Source organism: Methylophaga sp., from assembly GCF_048266885.1.
Taxonomy (GTDB): Bacteria; Pseudomonadota; Gammaproteobacteria; order Nitrosococcales; family Methylophagaceae; genus Methylophaga.
Map to the genome: position 1 here is coordinate 176,755 of NZ_JBLWYR010000001.1, position 21,921 is coordinate 198,675.

Sequence of the window (21,921 nt, forward strand, 5' to 3'; positions counted from 1 at the left end):
TGCGAGTTGGCATGAGTAGTGCTTTAATTAGGTCCACTATCTGGAGTGGGTCTGTCAATGCAAGTCGGAATAAACAGGTATTTTTCCATAGTAAATGAGCCGGGTGGGATTCAAGGGAAACCCCTTAAACTATTAGCCTTAGATGATGCGTATGAACCAGAAAAGGCTGAGGTCAAAATGCGTCAATTCGAATGACACGCTTTATGAGCTTTCACAATAGCTTCATGAACAGGATGTGAACAACATGAACAGGGAAAATATGTTTAAGAATTGGAGCATCCGTAGTCTGCTTTATTTTTGGGCGGTTATTACTGTATTAATGGTGCTGGTGATGGCTGCGATAGCAATATTTAGTCATCATCATTACACCAAAAGTCAGCTACAGCTTACTGAACAAGTGTTTCCGCTAGTTGATAACGCACGACAAATCAGTACTAGTGCGGCAGCTTTTATTTCTAGGCAAAAGCAGATTATCAGTGCCCGAAATGCAGGTGAACTCAGTAATGTCCCTCAACGCGAGCCCCTAGAAACAGCATTTGAGCAATCATGGCAACGATTATTGATCAGTGTTCAACAGTTGGATATTGCGCCAGAATTAACCACAGTTTTGAGTGATTACTACCAGCAATTTCTCGAAACTGATAGTCAGTTATATCAGCAAATGCAGTTCCAGCATCAACTGGCAGAAGAACTGGAGCAACGAGCTAAGAGTGTATCGTTAGTCTCTGAGGAAATTAATGAGCTGGCCGAGACGATTACCGGAAAAATTGATTTAGCGTTAACCCGCAATATGCAATCTCTACGAGCAGCTGATATAGCGACTCAAGCTACGACAACAGATTTAATGCAGCAATACAGTGAAGTGGAACGAAGCAGTTATTCGTTAATGCTTAATGTGTTACGTATATCCCAATTAAGCCAGCAGATTCGTGAAGCACAGACGCCAGATTCATTGCTCAGTATTCGGGAAAATGATATTCGTGAGCAGGAATCAAGGCTGCGTAATGATATTTTGGTGATCAAACAACATCTACAGAGCTACCCTGATTTATTGCTACTCGCCGATAAATTACAACAGCAAATTGATACTTTTCTTCGCCTCGTGGTAGATGATGATATTTCCGTTTACACACTACGGATCCGACAAATCGAGACATATGAAACATCCAAACTCGTGCAGCAGCAGGGCCTTAATATTTTAGAAGTTCTAATGCTTAATCTGAATAATCTTTCTGCCAGAGTAGGTGAGCAGGGGCTAATCAAAACTCAAGAATCAGCCTCTCTGGCAAAAACAGCAAGATGGTGGATGATCATCAGCTGTTTGGTGATTGCTTTAGGAATTACGTGGTTTGTTTTAACCATGACCGCTCGAATCAATCAGCCCATGCAAAGACTGCGCAAAGCCATGCATGATCTATCAGCACAAAAGTTTGATACACGCATGCCGACTAATAATGGTCAGAATGAATTTAATTTACTTGCCAATGATTTCAATGTTTTTGCAGCACAAACCCAATCTTTGATTGCGGCATTGGATGAAACTAAACATTCTTTAGAGATACGTGAAACGCGAATTCGTGCCATTTTAAATGGTGTTCCAGAAGCAATTCTAGCGTTACAAGCGGATGGCTCCATTAGTTCCTGTAATCCCGCTGCCGAAAAAATATTACAAGCCACTGAAAGCCAGCTAATAGGCCAAAATCTATTACAGTTTTTTGCGCCAACTGAAGCCATTACATCACTAGCCGATATCGCGGGATCACAAAAAGTTAATCGAGAATTTGAAGGTCGAAATTGTTACGGTGAAAACTTTACCATGTGGTTGTCACTAAGTCCTTTATCGGAATATGACGATGATATCTGGGTTTGTGTCATATCAGATATCAGTTCCTGGAAGCGAACTAAATTGGCATTAGTTCAGACCAGCAATGAATTAAATGCCATTCTCGAAAATGCCATGGTGGGTATCGCCTTTATTAAAAACCGTCAGATTATTAGGGTGAATAATAAATTCGAACAACTGTTTTTGTTTTCTAGAGAGGATATTGAAGGCCAAAGCACACTTTGTTTGCATCCAAGCGAAGAAGCGTTTGAGCGGTTTGGCGAGCAAGCTTACAGTGCTTTGTCTGAGGCGGAAAACTTTGAAGCACAAGTTGAAATGATTCGCGCCAATGGTGAAAAATTCTGGTGTGCTGTTGCCGGACAGGTGATTAATCCTGAAAATCCAACAGAAGGATCTATTTGGTTATATGAAGATGTGACCAATCAGCGGCTGAATGAAGAAAGACTGACGCGTTTAGCCAGCAGCGATATTCTGACTGGCTTACCAAATCGTGGTGTATTTAAAGACCGACTTGAACATGCTATCCATAAAGCTAAACGTCAAAACGGACGTCTGGCCGTGTTCTTTCTGGATTTAGACCATTTTAAGCATATCAATGATTCACTGGGCCATAAAGCTGGTGATATTTTACTGTGCGAGGTGGCTCGGCGTATTCGATCTTGTGTTAGGGACAGCGATACAGTAGCCAGATTAGGTGGTGATGAGTTTACCGTTATTCTGGAAGACATCAATTCTGCTCAATATGTGGGCAAAGTTGCAGAAAAAATTCTTAGCACAACCGCATTGCCGTATATGTTGGATAACATCGAGGTGAACATTAGCCCAAGTATCGGTATCAGTTTATATCCTGCCGATGGTCGTGATGTGGATATGCTGGTGAGAAATGCGGATGCGGCGATGTATTACGCCAAGAGTACGGGACGTAATAATTTTCAGTTTTATTCTTCAGAAATGAACGCCCAAGCATCACAGCGTTTGGCAATGGAAACCGCTTTGCGTCGTGCGGTGGAGTTACAAGAATTCTATCTGCAATTTCAACCGCAGATTGAGTTGGAAACGGGTCGTGTTGCGGGTGCTGAGGTGTTATTACGCTGGCATACCGAACAATGGGGCGATGTCTCACCGGCGATATTTGTGCCAGTATTGGAAGATACTGGTTTGATCAACACGGTGGGCGAATGGGTTTTGAGAAAGACCTGTGAAGCTTTTATGGCAAATCATCAAGATTTGCCAGATGACTTTTTAATGGCTGTTAATCTTTCTGGTCGTCAGTTTAAAGGCAATCAGTTAATCAATTTTGTTCGTAATTTGTTAGAGCAAACTGGGATGCCAGCAAAAAACCTTGAACTGGAGATTACCGAAAGCCTGTTAATGGAAAATACTGAGCAAGCGGTGCAAACGTTGGGCGAATTAAGCTTGCTGGGAATCACACTGGCAATTGATGACTTTGGTACAGGTTATTCATCGTTGTCTTATTTGAAACAATTTCCACTCAACGTATTAAAAATAGATCGTACTTTTGTCCGTGATGTGACTGAAGATAGTGATGATGCCGCTATCGTCAATGCGATTTTAGCGATGTCTAACAGTCTTGCTTTGCAAGTGGTTGCTGAAGGTGTTGAAACGGCTGAACAACTGGCATTTTTGCGAAAAAGTCAGTGCAAACGTGCTCAGGGGTTCTATTTCAGCAAGGCCATAAATCTAAATGACCTGATGGAATTTATAAAACAAACAGATCAAGAAGTGCGGGCAGTATAAGTTAACACCGGGCGTTCTTCCGGGTGTAGCCTAACTGTCAGGCCAAACGCTGGGTAATACCAGATTTGTGCCGCGCTCTCTTCTGATTCAGTGCGTATATTGTCAGGCTCGCCAAAACGGTTATGTAGCATTTCGTCATCAAGTCGCACTGAAGGTATATAGGTTAAAGCCGTTACTGGTGCTGCCAATAATCGTTGTTTATCATCAAATGCAGGATCATAACGACGTGCACCACTGGGCTGTAGTTTTGCTGAAGCCGCTCGAGAAGCTATGGCTTTTAACTCATCTTCATCCAGCTGCAGGTTCACCACCACTCGAGCTGATAGTCCCCCAAGATTAATAGATTCAAAAAAAACTTCAGCTGTAATACGTTCATTTTCAGTAATAAACAAAGCAACTTCACCGGCTTCTCGCCACATCTGCTGAATTTCTGCATAGGACGTGGTTCCCAAATGTACACCCATTACTTCAATTTGATTATCAGGCAAAATCGTTACTTCCCAGGGTTTGGGAGCTGTTGGTTGTGGTGAGGGGACAAGCATTAATGCAGCAATGGCAATAATGACTAACGCGGTACCAAAAATAAGTTTGAGCAATATACGCATAAATATCCGAATTAATTAACTTGTAACCAGAAAGTGACCGGGCCGTCGTTGGTTAGTGAAACTTGCATGTCTGCACCAAATTGCCCTGACTCGACGACAACAGATAACATCTTTGCCTGCGACAATAGATAGTCAAATAATTGTTTACCCTGATCTGGCGGAGCTGCTGGGGTGAAACTGGGGCGATTACCTTTGCGGGTATCAGCAGGTAAGGTAAATTGTGGCACTAATAATAAATCGCCGTTAATATCCTGCAAACTTAAATTCATTTTATCGTTTGCGTCGCTAAATACTCGGTAGTTTAAAATTCGTTGTAATAATCTATCGGCTACGGCAGGCGAATCCATTTTTTCAACGCCAATCAACACCAGCAAACCTTGACCGATTTGGGCAATGTTTTCATTTTTATTGATGCAGACGCTTGCCTGGCTGACGCGTTGTAACAAGGCAATCATGTTGGTTGTGATGCTAATCGATCTGTTGTTCTGACTAGCGCATCAATGATGGCTGGTTCACTCGCTGCGTGACCAGCCAGTGGCAATACTTCAAAATGTGCCTTGGGCCAGCGCTGATAAACTTCCCAAGATTGCTGCATTGGACATACCATGTCGTAGCGTCCATGAATAATGACAGCCGGTATTTGATTAATCTTTTCAATACTTTCCAGTAAAGGCTTGTCAGCCAGAAAACAACCATTCAACGCATAATGCAGTTGGATTCGAGAATGTGCCAAGGGGCCGGCAGATTGTTCAATATCAGGTTGGTAATGTTGTTCCCTTAGCATAACGATGGTGGCTTCCCAGTTTTGCAATGTATTAGCCGTTTCTATTTGTTGTTGCTCATCGGATTGCGTTAACTGTTGGTAGTAATATGCCAAGGGCTTGGTTTGTTCAGTAGCAGGTAAATCTTTGACTAGCGCATGCCATGCCTCAGCAAACACTCTAGAAGCCCCGCCCGCTGAATACACCCAATCGATATCTTGTTGTCTGCCAAGAAAAGTGCCGCGTAATACTATGTTTGAGACATGTTGTGAATACTGCCGAGCATAGGCTAAAGCTAACGTTGCACCCCACGAGCCACCAAATAACATCCACTTATCGATATTAAGTAATGTGCGGATAGCTTCCATATCCGCAATCAGATAATCGGTGGTGTTATGTTCAAGTTCTCCTGAGGGTAGCGAACGTCCACAACCACGTTGATCAAACAAAATGATGTGATAAAGCGTTGGGTCGAAATAACAACGATGCTGCGGGCGACATCCTGAGCCTGGACCACCATGCAGAAATATCACTGGAATTCCTTGCGGATTGCCGCATTGTTCGAAATAAACCTCATGACGTCGACCATCCGGCATTTCTTCACGGCTCAATAGCTGACTATGAAAAGGCTCGATATCAGGGTAGAGAGTACGCATATGCTGTTCCATCTTGATTTTCAGCACGCAACTATATCATGTCAGATGATGGTAATTATTACCTTGATGGGCGAAAATATGATGTTTAACTGCTGCCATATCTTGTCAGCAGCCGCAAAGACAAACAAGGCGAACACAACATGAACCTGCATGAGTATCAGGCAAAACAATTGTTTAACCAATATGGCATCAACACACCCGATGGGCGGATGATATCCAGCCCAGATGAAGTGGGATCTGCTCTTGCTGCAATTGGTGGTGAACGTTGGGTGGTAAAAGCTCAAGTCCACAGCGGCGGCCGTGGTAAAGCAGGTGGTGTTCGGGTAGAAGACAGTTCTTTTGCCGTAACTGAAGCCGTTGTTGCACTGCTTGGAAGCCAACTGATCACACATCAGACTACTGCTGAGGGGTTACCGGTTAATAAAGTCTGGATTGAAACACCATCGTCAATTACTCGCGAATTGTATTTAGCTTTGCTGGTGGATCGTGTCACTCAACGCGTGGTGTTTATGATTTCTGCCGAGGGCGGCATGGATATAGAAGAAGTGGCGGAGAAAACGCCCGATGCCATCCTCAGTTTATACGTTGACCCAGTAGCAGGCTTACAGCCTTATCAATGTCGTCAGGCTGGTTTCTTTCTGCAGCTTACTGGCGCCGCATTCAAGCAATTACAGCAGCTGATGCAAAACCTCTATCAACTGTTCTGCGAAAAAGACATCAGCCTGTTGGAAATTAACCCACTGGTCGTCACCGATGCAGGGGATTTGCTGGCCCTGGATGCCAAAATCAATGTTGATGATAATGCGTTATATCGCCACACCGATTTAGCTGACTTATTTGATCCAACCCAAGAAAACCCTGCTGAAGTCATCGCTCGTGACTTTGGGCTGAACTATATTGCTCTAGATGGCAATGTGGCTTGCATGGTGAATGGCGCTGGGTTGGCGATGGCCACCATGGATTTGATTCAAAAGCAGGGCGGTGAACCGGCTAATTTCCTTGATGTCGGTGGCGGTACCACGACAGATCGTGTCGCTGAGGCATTTAAACTGATTTTATCTGATAAAAAAGTGAAATCGATTCTGGTGAATATTTTTGGCGGGATCGTCCGTTGCGATTTGATTGCACAAGGTATTATGCAGGCCGCTAAAGAAGTCGGCTTAGCATTACCTGTGGTGGTGCGTTTGGAAGGTACCAATGCCGACTTAGGCCGCACTTTATTGGAAAACAGTGGAATGAATTTACGCGTTGCACAAGATTTAACTGAAGCAGCGGCCATGGCTGTCACTGCGGCAGGGGAGTAATAAAACGTGAGTATCTTGGTTAATAAAGACACTAAAGTTATCTGTCAGGGATTTACTGGTAAGCAGGGCACTTTCCATTCTGAGCAGGCCATTGCCTATGGCACGCAGTTTGTTGGTGGCGTGACGCCTGGTAAAGGTGGCCAATTACATCTCAATAAACCAGTCTTCAATACGGTTCATGAAGCAGTAAATGAAACCGGTGCTGATGCCAGCATGATCTATGTGCCAGCAGCATTTGCTGCCGATGCGATTCTGGAAGCAGCCGATGCAGGTATTAAAGTGATTGCCTGTATTACAGAGGGTATTCCAGTACTGGATATGCTGCGGGTAAAACATGCATTGAAATCTTACGATGCCAAGTTAATCGGCCCAAACTGTCCTGGACTCATAACCCCTGGCGAATGCAAAATCGGCATTATGCCTGGCAGCATTCATTTGCCCGGCAAAATTGGTATTGTCTCGCGTTCTGGAACCCTAACTTACGAAGCTGTTTATCAAACGACTCAAAATGGACTTGGTCAAAGCACCTGTGTTGGGATTGGTGGAGATCCAATCCATGGCATGAATTTTATTGAATGCTTGGAATTATTTGAAGCAGATCCTCAGACTCAGGGTATCGTGATGGTCGGGGAAATTGGTGGTCAGGCTGAAGAAGATGCTGCTGAATATATAAAACAATATGTAAGCAAACCGGTCACCGCTTATATCGCTGGTTTAACCGCTCCAGCAGGCAAGCGCATGGGACATGCTGGCGCAATTATTAGTGGTGGACAAGGAACAGCAAAAGCTAAATTAGCGGCATTGGAAGCGGCCGGGGTTGCTATTGCAGCTTCACCAGCGGAAATTGGTTCAACCATGCTGCAACTGATGGAACGCTAATGACCAATAATCAACTTCAGGTAGTGCTGGCACAGATAGATCCGATAGTTGGAGATGTCGCCGGCAACACCCGAAAGGTGATTGCCGCCACTCAGCAAGCCAAACAACAATTCAGTGCGGAGCTGGTTATCTTTCCAGAGTTATGCCTGACTGGTTATCCGCCGGAAGATTTATTATTAAGACCTGGCCTTATAAAGCGGGTCAATAAAGCGCTGCAAACACTGTGTCAGCAGGTTGACGATATCACCATTATTGTCGGCCATCCTCTGGGTGAGGTTGGTAAAGAGTTATTTAATGCCGCTTCAGTTATCACCAAGCATCAAATCACTGCTCAATATCTCAAACACAAACTACCCAACTACGGTGTATTTGATGAAAAGCGTTATTTCATTGAAGGCCGAGAAGCCACGATTATTGAAATAAACCAGATCAAAATTGGTTTGACCATTTGTGAAGATATCTGGTTTGTTGAGCCCGCAGCCCAAGCAGTGGATGCTGGTGCGGAAATCATTGTGAATTTGAATGCCTCGCCATTTAAACAAGATAAAACCCAGTTGCGTGAGGCTGAAGTCAGTCAGCGTGCACGCGAGAATTCAGTACCGATTTTATATGTTAACCAAATGGGCGGGCAGGATGAACTGGTGTTTGATGGTGCTTCATTTGCGGTGAATGCCGTTGGTGAAAAATGTGTTCAAGCCATTCAGTTTGCTACAGCTCTAGTGCCAATAAAGATCAGTAAAACCCCGCAGGGTATTCAGCTCGAAGGTTTACTTCAGCCATTAATGGAGGAGTTGCAAACCGTTTATCAGGCCTTGGTTTGTGGCTTGCGTGATTATGTAGAAAAAAACCGGTTTCCTGGCGTGGTGATAGGCCTTTCTGGCGGAATTGATTCAGCTTTAACATTGGCCTTGGCAGTTGATGCTTTGGGCGCTGATCGCGTGCAAGCGGTGATGATGCCATCAAGGTATACCGCACAAATCAGTTTGGATGATGCCGCAGAGATGGCGAGCATTTTGGGAGTCCAGTATCGAGTTATCGGTATTGAAAACTTGTTTCAGACCTTTCTCCATGAATTAGAAGAGGTCTTTGCCGGCACCCAGGCCGATACTACTGAAGAGAACATTCAGGCCCGTTGTCGTGGTGTGTTGTTGATGGCTATCTCCAACAAAACCGGTGCAATGGTGCTATCTACCGGAAATAAAAGTGAAATGGCTGTGGGCTATTCCACCTTGTATGGCGATATGGCTGGTGGTTTTTCGCCGTTAAAAGATGTATACAAAACGCTGGTCTATAAATTAGCGGAGTATCGCAACAGTCTGTCGAAAGCGATTCCTGAACGAATTATTACCCGGCCGCCTTCCGCGGAGCTTTCTGCCGATCAGTTGGATCAGGATTCATTACCCGCTTATGAAGTATTGGATGCGATCCTGGAAGCCTATGTCGCTAATGATGGTTGTTTTGAAGATCTGGTGGCCTCCGGATTTAATGCTGAAACGGTTGCACAGGTCATCAAAATGGTGGATCGTAGCGAATACAAGCGACGTCAGGCACCGCCCGGAATTCGTATTACCGGCAGAGCATTTGGCAGAGACCGTCGCTATCCGATAACATCAGGTTATACCGTAACGTCAACTATAGAATAGGCAATCACATGAAAAAAATTGAAGCCATAATCAAACCATTCAAATTGGATGATGTACGAGAAGCGCTTTCCGATATCGGCGTCACCGGCATGACAGTTTCCGAAGTCAAAGGCTTTGGCAGACAAAAAGGTCATACCGAGCTTTATCGTGGTGCTGAGTATGTGGTGGATTTCTTACCGAAAGTGAAAATGGAAATCGTGCTGGCAGATGATCAAGTGGATGCCTGTATTGAAGCCATTACTAAAGCTGCACATACTGGTCGTATAGGTGATGGTAAGATTTTTGTCACACCGTTAGAACGTGCGATTCGTATTCGTACAGGTGAAGATGGCGAAGAAGCTATCTAATAGTAAACGCCATTAAACAAAACGACGCTGTTAATCAAACAGCGTCGTTCTACGTACTTCGGCTACCCCACCATGGCCAGGGTAGTTTCTTTCCAAAACGCGTAAAGCGTCTTCAGACAAATCATCTAATTCCAGAATCTTATAGGCTTTAGCCATAATCACCAGAGCATCAGGCATCGCAGGTGTGCGGGGATAGTTTTCAATTACATATTTGGCGCGGTTAGCGGCCGCAAGATAAGAAGAGCGGCGCATATAATAGTTGGCGACGTGTAACTCATGCTGGGCTAAACGGTTACGCAGGTAGACGATACGTTGAGCAGCATCATCACTATAACGGCTAGTTGGGAAACGATTAACCAACGTGGTGAAATCGCGCAAGGCATCAAGAGCTGAACCTGGATCACGCTGCGTTTCATCCCGAGGAATATATTTTTCCAGAATCCCCATATCCCGATTGAAGTTGATAAGTCCACGCAAATACATTGCATAGTCAATATTTTCGTTCAATGGGTAGACCCGCATAAAACGATCTAAGGTCGCAATAGCGGTTTCAGGTTCGTCTGTTTTGTAATAAGCATATGCTGAGTCTAATAAGGCTTGTTGCGCATATTCACCAAAGGGGAAACGTGCTTCAAGTTGTTCGTAATATTCGATAGCTGTGCGGTAATCATTCACGTTTAAGGCGGCTTTAGCTTCGGCATAAACACGTTCTACAGTCCAGCTTTCTTCGGCGACCACGGGGTCTCTACCGGAAAAGAAAGAACACGCGGTAAGTGTGAGCATCAGGAACAACGGCAGGATGTATTTCATCATTGGCTTCTATCTGTATCAAAACAAAAAATTCACAGCCTGCGATTGTAGACTGTTTAACCGGGCAAAGCATCACTAGGGGCTGTTAATCTTTCATGGTCATCACTGCTGGGACTATTTTTCGTGCAACAAGGTGGCTATAACAAATCGATAAGACCTAGGGCTTGTTGATCTTTCATATCCACCACTGCTGGCGGCTGTTTTTGTGTCCGACAAGGCGGAAAGCACGCAGTGTAGCCACCCTACATAAGTGATTGACAACGCAGTCGGCCGCAAAAATAGTCCCAGCCCTTCGGGTTGTGACTGAAAAAGCGGCACTTATGTCCACGGATGGACTGTATGCCGGCGCGCCAGGGAGGCGCGCGCCGGTCTGTGTTACTCGTCACTTATTTTGAACAACTAAAATGCGCTCCTCGTGCCTTGATTGACGCTTTTTCAGCTCACAACAGAGGCGGAGGTGAAAGATCAACAAGCCCTAGTAGTAACAGTTTTCGTGGAACATTGTACAATAGCCGTTGTTTATTCACCCTTAACTCTATAGGTTTGTAATGATTAGTCGTTTATTTATCGGTCTGGCAAGCAGTTTAATTATGTTGCCAGCCGGTGCAACCACATTTGAATTGGCTGATGAGGAAACGCGTGTTATTGGACACAACCTCGTTGTCTACAGCCGTCACGAAGATACGTTATTGGATATTGGTCGTAAATTTGATTTAGGTTACACCGATATGGTGGAGGCTAATCCAAATTTGGATCCCTGGTTACCAGGTGATAATCAACCGGTATTAATTCCTAACCGTTTTATTATTCCCGATGCGCCAAGAAAAGGCGTGGTCATCAATATCCCAGAAATGCGCTTATATTATTTTCTACCCCAACAAGGCAATCAGTTACAGCAAGTCGTGACTCATCCTATCGGCATTGGTCGTGAAGGGCGAGATACTCCATTAGGTAAACTATCAATTACCCAAAAACGCGAAAATCCTTCTTGGACACCACCGGAATCAGTGCGTAAAGAGCATGCCGCAGCGGGGGATATTCTGCCTGCAGTAGTTCCGCCTGGTCCTGATAATCCGCTGGGTACTCGGGCAATGCGTTTGTCCAACCCAAGTTATCTGATTCATGGAACGGCTAAACCCTATGGTGTCGGGTTACGTGTCAGCAGCGGCTGTATCCGTTTGTACCCAGAAGACGTTGAGCATTTATACAGTTTAGTATCCTTAAACACTCAGGTGAATATAATTCATCAACAATATAAAGCTGCACTATCAAATGGAAAGCTATTCCTTGAAGCACAAAAGCCTATACCTGAAATGTATGACGGGGTAAGTGGCAATATGACGCCCATGATGATGGCCGTGATAAATGCACAGGATTCCGTGTTATCAGAGCAAGACTGGCCATTTGCCGAAGAGATTGTGATGACTTCAAATGGTGTGGTCAAACAACTGAATCAGCAAGAAGAAAAGATTGTTGATAACGTCTGGTTTGTACATGCTGGTTTACAACTGAACGCTGGTGCAAAAATGCGTAAAGCATTACAAGAATTGAATATGCAAGACAAATTCTGGCCGTTAAGAAATAAAGCGATAAATGAAGTGGTCGTTGGACCGTTTGAAAATTTGGAAGCTGCGCGTGAAGCGGCGGATAAAATCTCGGCTGCGGCAGGTATTCCTGTATGGCCTGCGCATTTATCAGAAGAAATGTTTTAAAAAAGTAACAAATGGTAGAACCAAAAAGGCCGGGATTAATATCCCGGCCTTTTTGTTTTTAAGCTCTGAAAAAAATAATTGTTTAGATTATTTGCTCATTGCTTTTTCAAACATACGATCGATTTTTGCACAGCAAGCATCAACTTGTGCTTGTGCATCTTCAGCTGCTTTTTGTGCATTCATTGCAGCAAGTTCAGCGTCAGAAGCAGTACGTTGTGCAGTATCAGCAGTACTTTGCGCGTTGCGAGCTGCAACTAAAGCAGAATCAGCTGTTGATTGTGCAGATTCTACTGAACCTTTTAATGCTTCCATTTCAGCAGTATTTGCACATGCAGTCAGTAATGCCAAAGGCAGGATAACGGCGCTCAGTTTAGCTAATGATTTCATTTGTATCTCCTTAAAGTGTACTAGGGTTGGTAGCATTTCCATTTCGTTTGTAAATGCAAGCCTGATAAAAGGCTAGCAGGAAATATTTATGCTGTCTATTGCCACAAATTTAAACTGCGAACCGGTGGCGATAGTTGGTATAATTATGCTCTCTTTTTTTAGACGGGAATAGTATCTTGCTATTTCTGTCGCATTCTTTTTTTTGCTCTGGAAAAATTTGTTCTATGCATCCAATGCTGAATATAGCCGTACGTGCGGCTCGTCAGGCAGGCAGCCTGATTATGCGCTCTTTACAACATGTCGATCATTTGGAAATTACCGCTAAAGGTTTGAATGATTTTGTCACCGATGTTGATCGCCTTGCGGAACAGGAAATCATCAACACGATCAAAAAATCGTATCCTGACCACGCCATCATGGCGGAAGAGTCGGGCGAAACAGGTCAAAACGATGTGGTCTGGATTATTGACCCATTGGATGGAACAACAAATTATCTGCACGGTTTTCCGCATTATTGTGTATCGATTGGTGTGATGGTCAAAGGACGTATTGATCATGCAGTTGTATTTGATCCAATGCGCGACGAATTGTTTACCGCCAGCCGTGGTGAAGGTGCCAAGCTCAATGATCGCCGTCTGCGTGTCACTAAGCGCAAAGATCTCAATGGTGCATTGATTGCTACTGGGTTCCCTTTCAAATATCCGCAACATATTGATGTTTATATGCAGATGTTTGCTGCTGTGTTTCCACAAGTGGCGGATATTCGTCGTGCCGGTTCGGCAGCATTGGATTTAGCCTATGTTGCAGCCGGCCGAGTGGATGGTTACTGGGAAATTGGCCTGGAAAACTGGGATTTAGCAGCCGGTAAATTGTTAGTTGAAGAAGCGGGTGGTTCGGTGACGAATTTTACCGGCGGTGACAAGGTTTTGGATAAAGGGCACGTAATTGCGGGCAACTTATCGATCCATGCGCATCTACAAAAAAGTATTGCCCCGTTTGTGGCGGGTAACCTGAAGTGATTGAGGTCCCCACCGGGACATTTTTTAACAGCGCATGCCAGACATGCCTTAATGAACTGATTTTATGAGTAATAATTCTAGAGATATAAACAAACTTCGTAACATAGCCATCATCGCTCACGTCGATCATGGTAAAACAACCTTGGTTGACCAGTTGCTGCGTCAGTCCGGCACATTCAGCGAGCACGAAGAGTTACAAGAACGTGTCATGGATTCCAACGACTTGGAACGCGAGCGTGGGATTACCATCCTTTCTAAGAACACAGCTATTCGCTGGAATGATTACCGTATCAATATCGTAGACACACCGGGCCATGCTGACTTTGGTGGTGAAGTTGAACGTGTTTTGTCGATGGTTGATTCAGTATTACTGCTGGTTGACTCATCAGAAGGTCCAATGCCACAAACGCGTTTTGTCACACAAAAAGCATTGGCTTTAGGTCTTAAACCAATCGTCGTCATCAATAAAATTGATAAACCAAGTGCTCGTCCAGGTTGGGTTTTGGATCAAACATTTGATCTGTTCGCCAATTTAGACGCGACCGATGAACAATTGGACTTTGATGTCATTTACGCCTCTGGATTGAACGGTTTTGCCGGTATGGAAGATACGGTTCGTGATGGTGATATGACGCCTTTATTCCAACTGGTTGTGGATAGAGTGAGTCCTCCTGCGGTTGACCCTGAAGGTCCTTTCCGTATGCAGGTAACTTCACTTGATTACAATAGTTATGTTGGTGTTATCGGCATCGGGCGTATTGAGCGCGGTAAAGTTAAAACCAACATGCCGGTGACAGTAATTGACCCTGAAGGCAAAAAACGTAATGGCCGTGTAATGCAGGTCATGGGTTTTATGGGCTTGCGTCGTGAAGAAGTTGAAGAAGCACATGCTGGTGACATTATTGCGTTTACTGGTCTGGATCCACTGAATATCTCAGACACATTATGTGACCCTAGTAATGTTGAAGCTTTGCCACCGTTAAGTGTTGATGAACCGACTGTGACTATGACGTTCCAGGTAAACAATTCTCCGTTTGCTGGTAAAGAAGGTAAATTTGTTACTACCCGTCAAATCAAAGAACGTTTGGATCGCGAGTTGATTCATAACGTGGCGTTAAAAGTAGAACAACTGGTTGAAGATCCTGATAAATTCCGTGTTTCTGGTCGTGGTGAATTACATCTTTCTGTATTGATCGAAAACATGCGTCGTGAAGGTTTCGAGATGGGTGTATCCCGTCCTGAAGTTATTATTCGTGAAGTGAACGGCACCAAAGAAGAACCATACGAAGCGGTAACTATTGATGTTGAAGATACCCACCAAGGTTCGGTAATGGAAAAAATGGGTACTCGTGGTGGTGAACTAAAAGATATGTCACCAGATGGTAAAGGCCGAGTGCGTCTCGACTTTATTATTCCGTCACGCGGTTTGATTGGTTTCCGTACTGAGTTTTTAACTGCTACCCAGGGTACTGGTCTGATTTACAGCGTATTTGATCATTACGCTCCAGTAAAACCAGGTACCTTCGGTAAACGTATCAATGGTGTGTTAATTGCCAATGGTGTGGGTAAAGCTGTTGCCTTTGCTATCTTTAACTTACAAGATCGGGGTCGTATGTTTATCGGCCATGGTGATGAAGTTTACGAAGGTATGGTTATCGGTATTCACTCGCGTGATAACGATTTGGTTGTTAACCCGTTAAAAGGTAAGCAGCTGACCAATATGCGTGCATCAGGTTCAGATGAAGCAGTAGCTTTAGTTCCGCCAATTCGTATGAGTTTGGAACAGGCACTGGAATTTATCGGTGAAGATGAATTACTGGAAGTTACGCCTAAATCCATCAGAGTACGCAAGAAATTCCTGTTAGAGCATGAGCGTAAACGCGCTTCACGCGGCTAGTTCTATCATCAGGTGAATAAGAAAGGGTATCCTATATTGGATACCCTTTTTTTTGAGGTAAACCATGCGAATTTTGATCCTGCTGGCGATAGGCCTGCTGTTATATGTAATCTTCCGTAATTTGTATCGTCAGATAAAAAATGAAAGACAAATCGAACAAGCCGAGAAAATGGTGCGCTGTGAACAATGCGGCCTGCATTTATTAGAACAGGAAGCAATTCAGAAAAATCAGCATTTTTTTTGTACCACCGAGCATCTTGAGGCTTATCAGCAACACAAATAATGGCTGGCGAATATTTCACCACCACTAAATCCGAACAAGATCAGGCGTCCTGGCGTGCACTGACGTTATTTTCCGGCTACCGTTTATTTCTGGCAGCTATTTTGTTTGTGGTTTTTTACCTTGAATTGGCCCCTGAATTCATCGGTAACAAATATCCCTTATTACATCATTTTGTCAGTCTGACTTACCTGATGGTTGCCGTTCTATTAATGATATTTTCCAGTCGACACTGGGGAATATTTGTTACGCAATGCAGCATTCAGCTGATTATCGATATTATTGCGCTGGCCTTAATTATTCATGCTGCTGGCGGCTTACAAAGTGGTCTGGGGGCATTGCTGGTTGTGGTTGTAGTTGCCGGCGGCGCGTTGATTCCTGGACGTCTGGCAGTATTTATTGCCGCAATAGCAACGTTATCTGTTTTGCTAGAGGCGGTATATGCAGAATTAGTTGGCGTTGGCCAAAGTCATTTTGCTCAGGCTGGAATGTTGGGAGCTATTTTCTTTATCACCGCGGTATTGGCCCAACTGCTATCAAGAACCATGCAACGCTCACAATTATTGGCAGAACAACAGGCCCAAGATCTTAATAAACTGGCCAATCTTAACCAACATATTATCAGTCGTATGCAAGTTGCTGTGTTGGTATTGGATGAACAGGGGAGGGTTTCACTTTGCAATCAATCAGCTTCTCAGTTGATGGCAATAGATAATGCTCCTCCACAGTTTTTATTAAAACAGTATGTTCCTGAATTAGCAGACCAAATATGGCGCTGGAAACAACATTCACCAGAAGCATTTGAACCCTTTCAAGCAAGGGCCGATTTGCCCGAGTTATTAGCTCGAGCAACTCAGCTTGATTCAGGTGAAGTACTGGTATTTATTGAAAACACGACCGCTTTGGCGCAACAGGCTCAGCAATTAAAATTAGCCTCGTTAGGACGTTTAACGGCCAGTATCGCCCATGAGATCCGTAATCCGTTGAGTGCTATCAGTCATGCCGGAGAGTTATTGGCTGAATCGTTAAGCCATGATGCAACGGTAAAGAAGCTTACTGGAATCATTCAACGCCATAGTGTCCGAATGAACAGTATTATCGAAACGATTTTAGAAATGAGTCGGCGTAAAAATGTTGAGCCCACCGTGGTGGTATTAAGTCCATGGTTGGAAAAACTGCTTGAAGAATATTGTGAAATTAAACATATACCTGCACAGCAAATTACACTGACTTCATCTGTGCCACTGGCTCGAATCTGTACCGATGAGGAGCAATTACATCAAGTGATATGGAATTTGATTGATAATGCATGGCACTATGCTGATAAAGATCAGGAGCAACCAATTGAAGTCCGTATTACATTGCAGTCCGAGTATATCAATATTGATGTTATTGATAACGGGGCAGGGGTCAGTCCACAAGCGATGCATCATTTATTTGAACCGTTTCACTCAGAACGAACGGGGGGAACCGGATTGGGATTATATCTGGCGCGTGAATTATGCCAGGCCAATGGTGCCCGATTAAGCTATCTACCAGAATTCGGTAGTTGTTTCCGAATCAGTTATCCAATGCAAAGACAAGAGCTTATCCAATGAATCCACAAGCATTGATAGTCGATGATGAACCGGACATTCTTGATTTACTGTCCATGACACTGTCAGGCATGTCGATAGATTGTGTGACCGCTGAAACTATCGTCGAAGCTGAAAGACTTTTGTCGCAACAATCATTTGATTTATGTTTCACCGATATGCGTTTGCCTGATGGGGATGGGTTGCAGCTGGTGAAAAAAATCCAGGCAACTCATCCTGAATTACCGGTTGCGGTCATTACTGCCTATGGCAATATGGATTTAGCCGTATCTGCATTGAAATCCGGAGCCTTTGATTTTGTTTCCAAGCCGTTGAAACTACGCGTTTTACGAGAATTGGTTGAAGCGGCATTAAAATTATCACCCAATAAATCCCATAAAAATGATCGGCGTTCACGTGACCGTTTATTGGGAGAAACAGAGTTAATGCGAGAGTTGCGAGGCAAAGTTGCCAAACTCGCTCGTAGCCAAGCACCCGTTTATATCAGCGGTGAGTCTGGGACTGGTAAGGAATTGGTTGCACGACTAATTCATGATCTCGGTGCGCGATCTGACCAAGCGTTTGTTCCGGTAAACTGCGGCGCCATACCCAATGAACTGGTGGAAAGTGAGTTTTTTGGTCACAAAAAAGGTGCTTTTACCGGCGCCGTAAGCGATAAACAAGGTTTATTTCAGCATGCTCATGGTGGCACATTGTTTCTTGATGAAGTGGCTGACTTACCGTTAATGATGCAGGTCAAACTACTGCGGGCAATCCAGGAAAAAGCTATCCGACCTGTAGGGGGGCATGAAGAAATTAATGTCGACGTACGAATTTTATCGGCAACGCATAAAAACTTGGCCGACTGTGTAGAGAAAGGCACGTTTCGTCAGGATTTATTCTATCGTCTTAATGTGATTGAATTGCAGGTTCCGCCGTTAAGAGAACGAAGGGCGGATATTGCGTTACTGGTTGAACATATTTTGCAAAAACTGGCAGGTAAAACGCACTCAGCACCCGTTCAATTAACTGACGAGGCTATAACGGTTCTGCAAAATTACCCATTTCCGGGAAACGTCCGCGAACTTGAAAATACGCTTGAGCGAGCTCTGACATGGGCGGAAGGCACAAAAATTACTTTAACGGATTTAATGCTACCAGCAGCAACGCCTTCTAAAAATATAGTTTTGCCGATGGCTAACATCACTGCGCCAGACTTGAATCAGGATTTGGAAAGTCATCTTGAAGAACAAGAACGGGCCATTATCGAAAAGGCCCTTAATGAAACCCGTTGGAATAAAACTGCTGCAGCTAAACGACTTGGTATTACCTTCCGGGCTTTACGTTACAAACTTAAAAAGCTGGATCTGGAATAGCCTATGTCACGCTGGGGCAGAGGCTTGAACTTGCTCGATGATAGTGCCATCGTTTAGATATAAGTCCTGTTCTGCACCTTCCAGCTTTAAACTTAATTGTAGAATCAATTGATTATCTAGACCCCGTATTACTCTAACAATATGGCCAATCACCGCCTGATCTTTATCAAGCACAGTTTCACCCACACTCGGTATATCACTGGTGTTGGCTAAAGCGTGAAACAAACGACGTTTAGCTTCACCGAGGTAGTGCAAGCGGGCAACGATTTCCTGTCCTGGATAACAGCCTTTACGGAAGCTGACGCCGCCAATTAAATCCAGATTTAATTGTTGTGCAGTAAACAGTTCGCGACTTTCCGGCACAATTAGCGGAATACCCGCCTTAATCTCATTAATATGCCAGTTGGCTTCTGCTGCAAGCTGCCAGTCCTGGCTGAGCAAAATTTCAAGTCTGGATGCCATTTCATCGGCTGAGTGAATCAATAAAGCCGATGACGGTAAAGTTAATGGAATGGCATTATCTACTGGTGTATTCCCCAATAGGGCACAGACAGTTAACTCTTCACTGTTATCTGCAATATCCACTTTGCTGCGTAATTTAAACATTTGCAGTCGTTGCGAGAGAAAAGCACATTGGCTTTTAGGTAACACTAACTGATAACTGTCATCTGTTTTGATCAGCAGAAAAAGTGCCAACAGTCGGCCTTTTGGATTACACATTGCCGTAATTTGGCATGACTGTTGACTGAGTTGATTTACATCGTTTGTCAGTAAATTCTGTAAAAAACTCGTAGCTTCTTCACCACTGACTGTTATCACCCCATAGCTTGGTAACGGAATCAGGTAATGTTTATCATCCGTGATAACCGTATGATCGGCTGAAGCTTGTTGTTGCAAAATAGATTGATAGTCAGCGGTCATGAATTTACTCTTTAGCTAGGTAAGGATTATCACCGCATCATTGTAACAGGCCCTGGATAGCGAAAATAAGGATGAAGATGCAGGAAAAAGGATTTTATCTGCCGTTAAAACGATCACGGTATCTGCTTGTTTACAGTTTGTTGTTACATACTTTGGCCGTAATAAGCCTATCGCTGTTGGCAGTGAGCATGATAGTGAAGCTACTTTTCTTCACAGCAGTTTTTATCAGTCAGTATTTGCATATTTATCGACTGGGTTTTATTAACAAATACCGCAAACGGCCAATTGCGTTACTTAATCCAGTTACAGAATATTGGCAGATCCGTTACGCGGATAACGCTCTGACTCCCCATCTTTCTCTAGAGTCAGCGTGGGTTACTCGCTTAGCTGTCATCGTTAATTTAAAACTACCTAACAATAAGCACCTTAGGGTTTTTATATGCAAAGATGCTGTTGATAAAGATCAATTTCGACAATTGCGAGTAAGGATCAGACTGGCTTTTTTCCAGCAATAATACTATTGCTAGCAGCATTATCTGACATTTCTGGATAATCAAGTGTGTAATGCAAGCCCCGACTTTCCTTACGTTGTAATGCCGATTCAATAATCAATTCCGCCACATCAGCCAGATTGCGTAATTCCAATAAATCATTGCTGATGTGGTGCTGGCTGTAAAACTCATCAATTTCCTGTTGTAGAAGAGACAACCGCAGCCGGGCACGATTAAGCCGTTGTGTACTGCGCACAATGCCCACATAGTCCCACATAAAACGACGCAGCTCATCCCAGTTATGGCTTATTGCTACCGCTTCCTTAGCAGGATGTACACGGCTTTCATCCCAATGTGGAATATCCGCTGGCAATGCGGTTTTGGGCCGCTTTTTTATGTCATTTGCTGCGGCGTTGGCAAACACCAGGCACTCAAGTAATGAATTACTGGCCATTCGATTAGCACCATGTAAACCGGTGTGAGCGGTTTCGCCAATTGCATATAGGCCATCTATATCTGTTCTGCCACGCATATCAGTCATGATGCCGCCGCATGTGTAATGTGCGGCAGGCACTACAGGAATAGGCTCTTTGGCCATATCGACGCCGAACTTCAGGCAACGTTTATAAATAGTAGGGAAGTGAGAAGTAATAAATTCTTTGGACTGATGAGTGATATCCAGATAGACACAATCTTGTCCAAGGCGCTTCATTTCATGATCTATTGCACGGGCAACAATATCTCTTGGCGCGAGTTCAGCCTGAGGATGAAATGCCGGCATGAAGCGTGTGCCATCTGCTAATTTCAATGTGGCACCTTCACCGCGCAAAGCTTCAGATATTAAAAAAGATTTGGCTTTGGGATGAAATAAACAGGTTGGGTGAAACTGAATAAACTCCATATTGGCAATTCGACAGCCTGCACGCCAACCCATGGCAATTCCATCGCCGGTCGATACATCAGGATTGCTGGTATACAAATACACCTTTCCGGCCCCGCCAGTAGCGAGAACTGTGACCGGCGCCAGAAAGGTTTTAGGTTGATCTTTTTTGATATCCAAAACATAACAGCCAAGGCAAGTATTCTCTTGCGTGGCCAGATGTTTGTGCGTAGTAATCAGATCGATACCAATATGATAAGGAAACAACGAAATATTAGGATGCGCCTTGGCTTTATCCAGTAGTGTTGTTTCCACCGCGCGACCGGTTGCATCAGCTGAATGAATCACCCTTCGATGGCTATGACCACCTTCCTGTGTCAGATGATATGTTTCGGTGGTCATATCATCACGGGTAAACGAAACGCCTTGTTCAATTAGCCATTCAATACTTTCTCGCGCATGCTCCACTGTAAAACGCACGACTTCTTCGTCGCACAATCCGCCACCGGCGCGCAAAGTATCGTCAATATGGGATTGCAAAGAATCGGCTTTATCGAGTACAACTGAGATGCCGCCTTGAGCATAAAGTGACGCCCCTTCCTCAAGCTGGCTTTTGGATAGAACGGCAACACGGGCTTGGTCTGCCATCTTTAATGCCAAGGTTAAACCTGCCGTACCGCTGCCGATTATCAGCAGATCAAAATGATGAGTTGTCGTCATGGGTCCTGTTACAGGTAGAATGCCAACAATTATTGTGCACTGATTGTGGAACAAAAAT

The 21,921-nt window shown here is 44.2% G+C and carries 19 protein-coding genes; 12 read left to right on the top strand and 7 right to left on the bottom strand.

What is annotated here, in order from left to right; genetic code table 11:
- The first annotated feature begins 259 nt into the window (after window positions 1-259).
- A complete protein-coding gene (locus ACN0V2_RS00935) occupies window positions 260-3,601 on the top strand; it encodes an EAL domain-containing protein (RefSeq protein WP_417548911.1) in 3,342 nt (1,113 codons plus the stop codon).
- On the opposite strand, the gene ACN0V2_RS00940 is transcribed toward ACN0V2_RS00935, so the two are convergent.
- The 3 genes from ACN0V2_RS00940 to pip are packed head-to-tail and all read right to left on the bottom strand — an operon-like array spanning window position 3,580 to window position 5,623.
- The gene (locus ACN0V2_RS00940) at window positions 3,580-4,206 is read right to left on the bottom strand and encodes a lytic murein transglycosylase (RefSeq protein ID WP_417548912.1); all 627 of its coding nucleotides are present in this window, start codon (window positions 4,204-4,206) and stop codon (window positions 3,580-3,582) included. The genes ACN0V2_RS00935 and ACN0V2_RS00940 overlap by 22 nt on opposite strands.
- Window positions 4,207-4,217: 11 nt before the next feature.
- Window positions 4,218-4,661 (bottom strand): D-aminoacyl-tRNA deacylase, encoded by a 444-nt coding sequence (gene dtd / locus ACN0V2_RS00945; protein ID WP_417548913.1) that lies wholly within the window; start codon window positions 4,659-4,661, stop codon window positions 4,218-4,220.
- Window positions 4,658-5,623: a prolyl aminopeptidase gene (gene pip, locus ACN0V2_RS00950; RefSeq protein WP_417548914.1), complete on the bottom strand. Its 966-nt coding sequence runs from the start codon at window positions 5,621-5,623 to the stop codon at window positions 4,658-4,660. Before pip ends, dtd begins: the two co-directional genes overlap by 4 nt.
- Window positions 5,624-5,763: 140 nt before the next feature.
- On the opposite strand from pip, the gene sucC reads away from it, so the two are divergent.
- From sucC to ACN0V2_RS00970, 4 genes are read left to right on the top strand one after another with little or no spacing between them, the layout of a single operon-like run.
- Window positions 5,764-6,927 (top strand): ADP-forming succinate--CoA ligase subunit beta, encoded by a 1,164-nt coding sequence (sucC, locus tag ACN0V2_RS00955; RefSeq protein WP_417548915.1) that lies wholly within the window; start codon window positions 5,764-5,766, stop codon window positions 6,925-6,927.
- Between the two features lie 6 nt (window positions 6,928-6,933).
- Entirely contained in the window at window positions 6,934-7,806 is an 873-nt protein-coding gene (sucD, locus tag ACN0V2_RS00960) for a succinate--CoA ligase subunit alpha (protein ID WP_417548916.1), read from the top strand.
- Entirely contained in the window at window positions 7,806-9,449 is a 1,644-nt protein-coding gene (locus ACN0V2_RS00965; RefSeq protein WP_417548917.1) for an NAD+ synthase, read from the top strand. Before sucD ends, ACN0V2_RS00965 begins: the two co-directional genes overlap by 1 nt.
- Before the next feature lie 8 nt (window positions 9,450-9,457).
- Window positions 9,458-9,796: a P-II family nitrogen regulator gene (locus ACN0V2_RS00970; protein WP_417548918.1), complete on the top strand. Its 339-nt coding sequence runs from the start codon at window positions 9,458-9,460 to the stop codon at window positions 9,794-9,796.
- A 30-nt stretch (window positions 9,797-9,826) separates the two neighbouring features.
- Here the strand turns inward: ACN0V2_RS00970 and ACN0V2_RS00975 are convergent, their stop codons facing one another.
- The gene (locus tag ACN0V2_RS00975) at window positions 9,827-10,609 is read right to left on the bottom strand and encodes an outer membrane protein assembly factor BamD (RefSeq protein ID WP_417548919.1); all 783 of its coding nucleotides are present in this window, start codon (window positions 10,607-10,609) and stop codon (window positions 9,827-9,829) included.
- A 545-nt stretch (window positions 10,610-11,154) separates the two neighbouring features.
- On the opposite strand from ACN0V2_RS00975, the gene ACN0V2_RS00980 reads away from it, so the two are divergent.
- On the top strand, window positions 11,155-12,318 hold the full coding sequence (locus ACN0V2_RS00980) for a L,D-transpeptidase family protein (RefSeq protein WP_417548920.1): 1,164 nt from the start codon (window positions 11,155-11,157) through the stop codon (window positions 12,316-12,318).
- An 87-nt stretch (window positions 12,319-12,405) separates the two neighbouring features.
- Here the strand turns inward: ACN0V2_RS00980 and ACN0V2_RS00985 are convergent, their stop codons facing one another.
- A complete protein-coding gene (locus ACN0V2_RS00985) occupies window positions 12,406-12,705 on the bottom strand; it encodes an Lpp/OprI family alanine-zipper lipoprotein (RefSeq protein ID WP_226073992.1) in 300 nt (99 codons plus the stop codon).
- 224 nt (window positions 12,706-12,929) lie between these two features.
- On the opposite strand from ACN0V2_RS00985, the gene suhB reads away from it, so the two are divergent.
- The 5 genes from suhB (at window position 12,930) to ACN0V2_RS01010 (ending at window position 18,851) form a co-directional block, all read left to right on the top strand.
- Complete coding sequence (gene suhB, locus ACN0V2_RS00990) at window positions 12,930-13,724, top strand: inositol-1-monophosphatase (RefSeq protein ID WP_417548921.1); 795 nt, start codon at window positions 12,930-12,932, stop codon at window positions 13,722-13,724.
- Between the two features lie 64 nt (window positions 13,725-13,788).
- Window positions 13,789-15,621 carry a translational GTPase TypA gene (typA, locus tag ACN0V2_RS00995; protein ID WP_417548922.1) on the top strand — a complete coding sequence of 611 codons (1,833 nt, stop codon included), beginning with the start codon at window positions 13,789-13,791 and terminating at the stop codon, window positions 15,619-15,621.
- A gap of 64 nt (window positions 15,622-15,685) precedes the next feature.
- The gene (locus ACN0V2_RS01000; protein ID WP_417548923.1) at window positions 15,686-15,904 is read left to right on the top strand and encodes a PP0621 family protein; all 219 of its coding nucleotides are present in this window, start codon (window positions 15,686-15,688) and stop codon (window positions 15,902-15,904) included.
- Entirely contained in the window at window positions 15,904-17,499 is a 1,596-nt protein-coding gene (locus ACN0V2_RS01005; RefSeq protein ID WP_417548924.1) for a sensor histidine kinase, read from the top strand. The genes ACN0V2_RS01000 and ACN0V2_RS01005 overlap by 1 nt, the downstream gene beginning before the upstream one ends.
- The gene (locus ACN0V2_RS01010; RefSeq protein WP_417548925.1) at window positions 17,496-18,851 is read left to right on the top strand and encodes a sigma-54-dependent transcriptional regulator; all 1,356 of its coding nucleotides are present in this window, start codon (window positions 17,496-17,498) and stop codon (window positions 18,849-18,851) included. The genes ACN0V2_RS01005 and ACN0V2_RS01010 overlap by 4 nt, the downstream gene beginning before the upstream one ends.
- A 6-nt stretch (window positions 18,852-18,857) precedes the next feature.
- Here ACN0V2_RS01010 and ACN0V2_RS01015 read toward each other — a convergent pair whose 3' ends face one another.
- Window positions 18,858-19,772 (bottom strand): YgfZ/GcvT domain-containing protein, encoded by a 915-nt coding sequence (locus ACN0V2_RS01015; RefSeq protein WP_417548926.1) that lies wholly within the window; start codon window positions 19,770-19,772, stop codon window positions 18,858-18,860.
- 77 nt (window positions 19,773-19,849) lie between these two features.
- Between ACN0V2_RS01015 and ACN0V2_RS01020 the strand changes: the two genes are divergently transcribed.
- Window positions 19,850-20,287 (top strand): protein YgfX, encoded by a 438-nt coding sequence (locus ACN0V2_RS01020; RefSeq protein WP_417548927.1) that lies wholly within the window; start codon window positions 19,850-19,852, stop codon window positions 20,285-20,287.
- On the opposite strand, the gene nadB is transcribed toward ACN0V2_RS01020, so the two are convergent.
- On the bottom strand, window positions 20,262-21,863 hold the full coding sequence (gene nadB / locus ACN0V2_RS01025; protein WP_417548928.1) for an L-aspartate oxidase: 1,602 nt from the start codon (window positions 21,861-21,863) through the stop codon (window positions 20,262-20,264). The two genes, ACN0V2_RS01020 and nadB, sit on opposite strands and share 26 nt — an antisense overlap.
- Window positions 21,864-21,921: the final 58 nt, after the last annotated feature.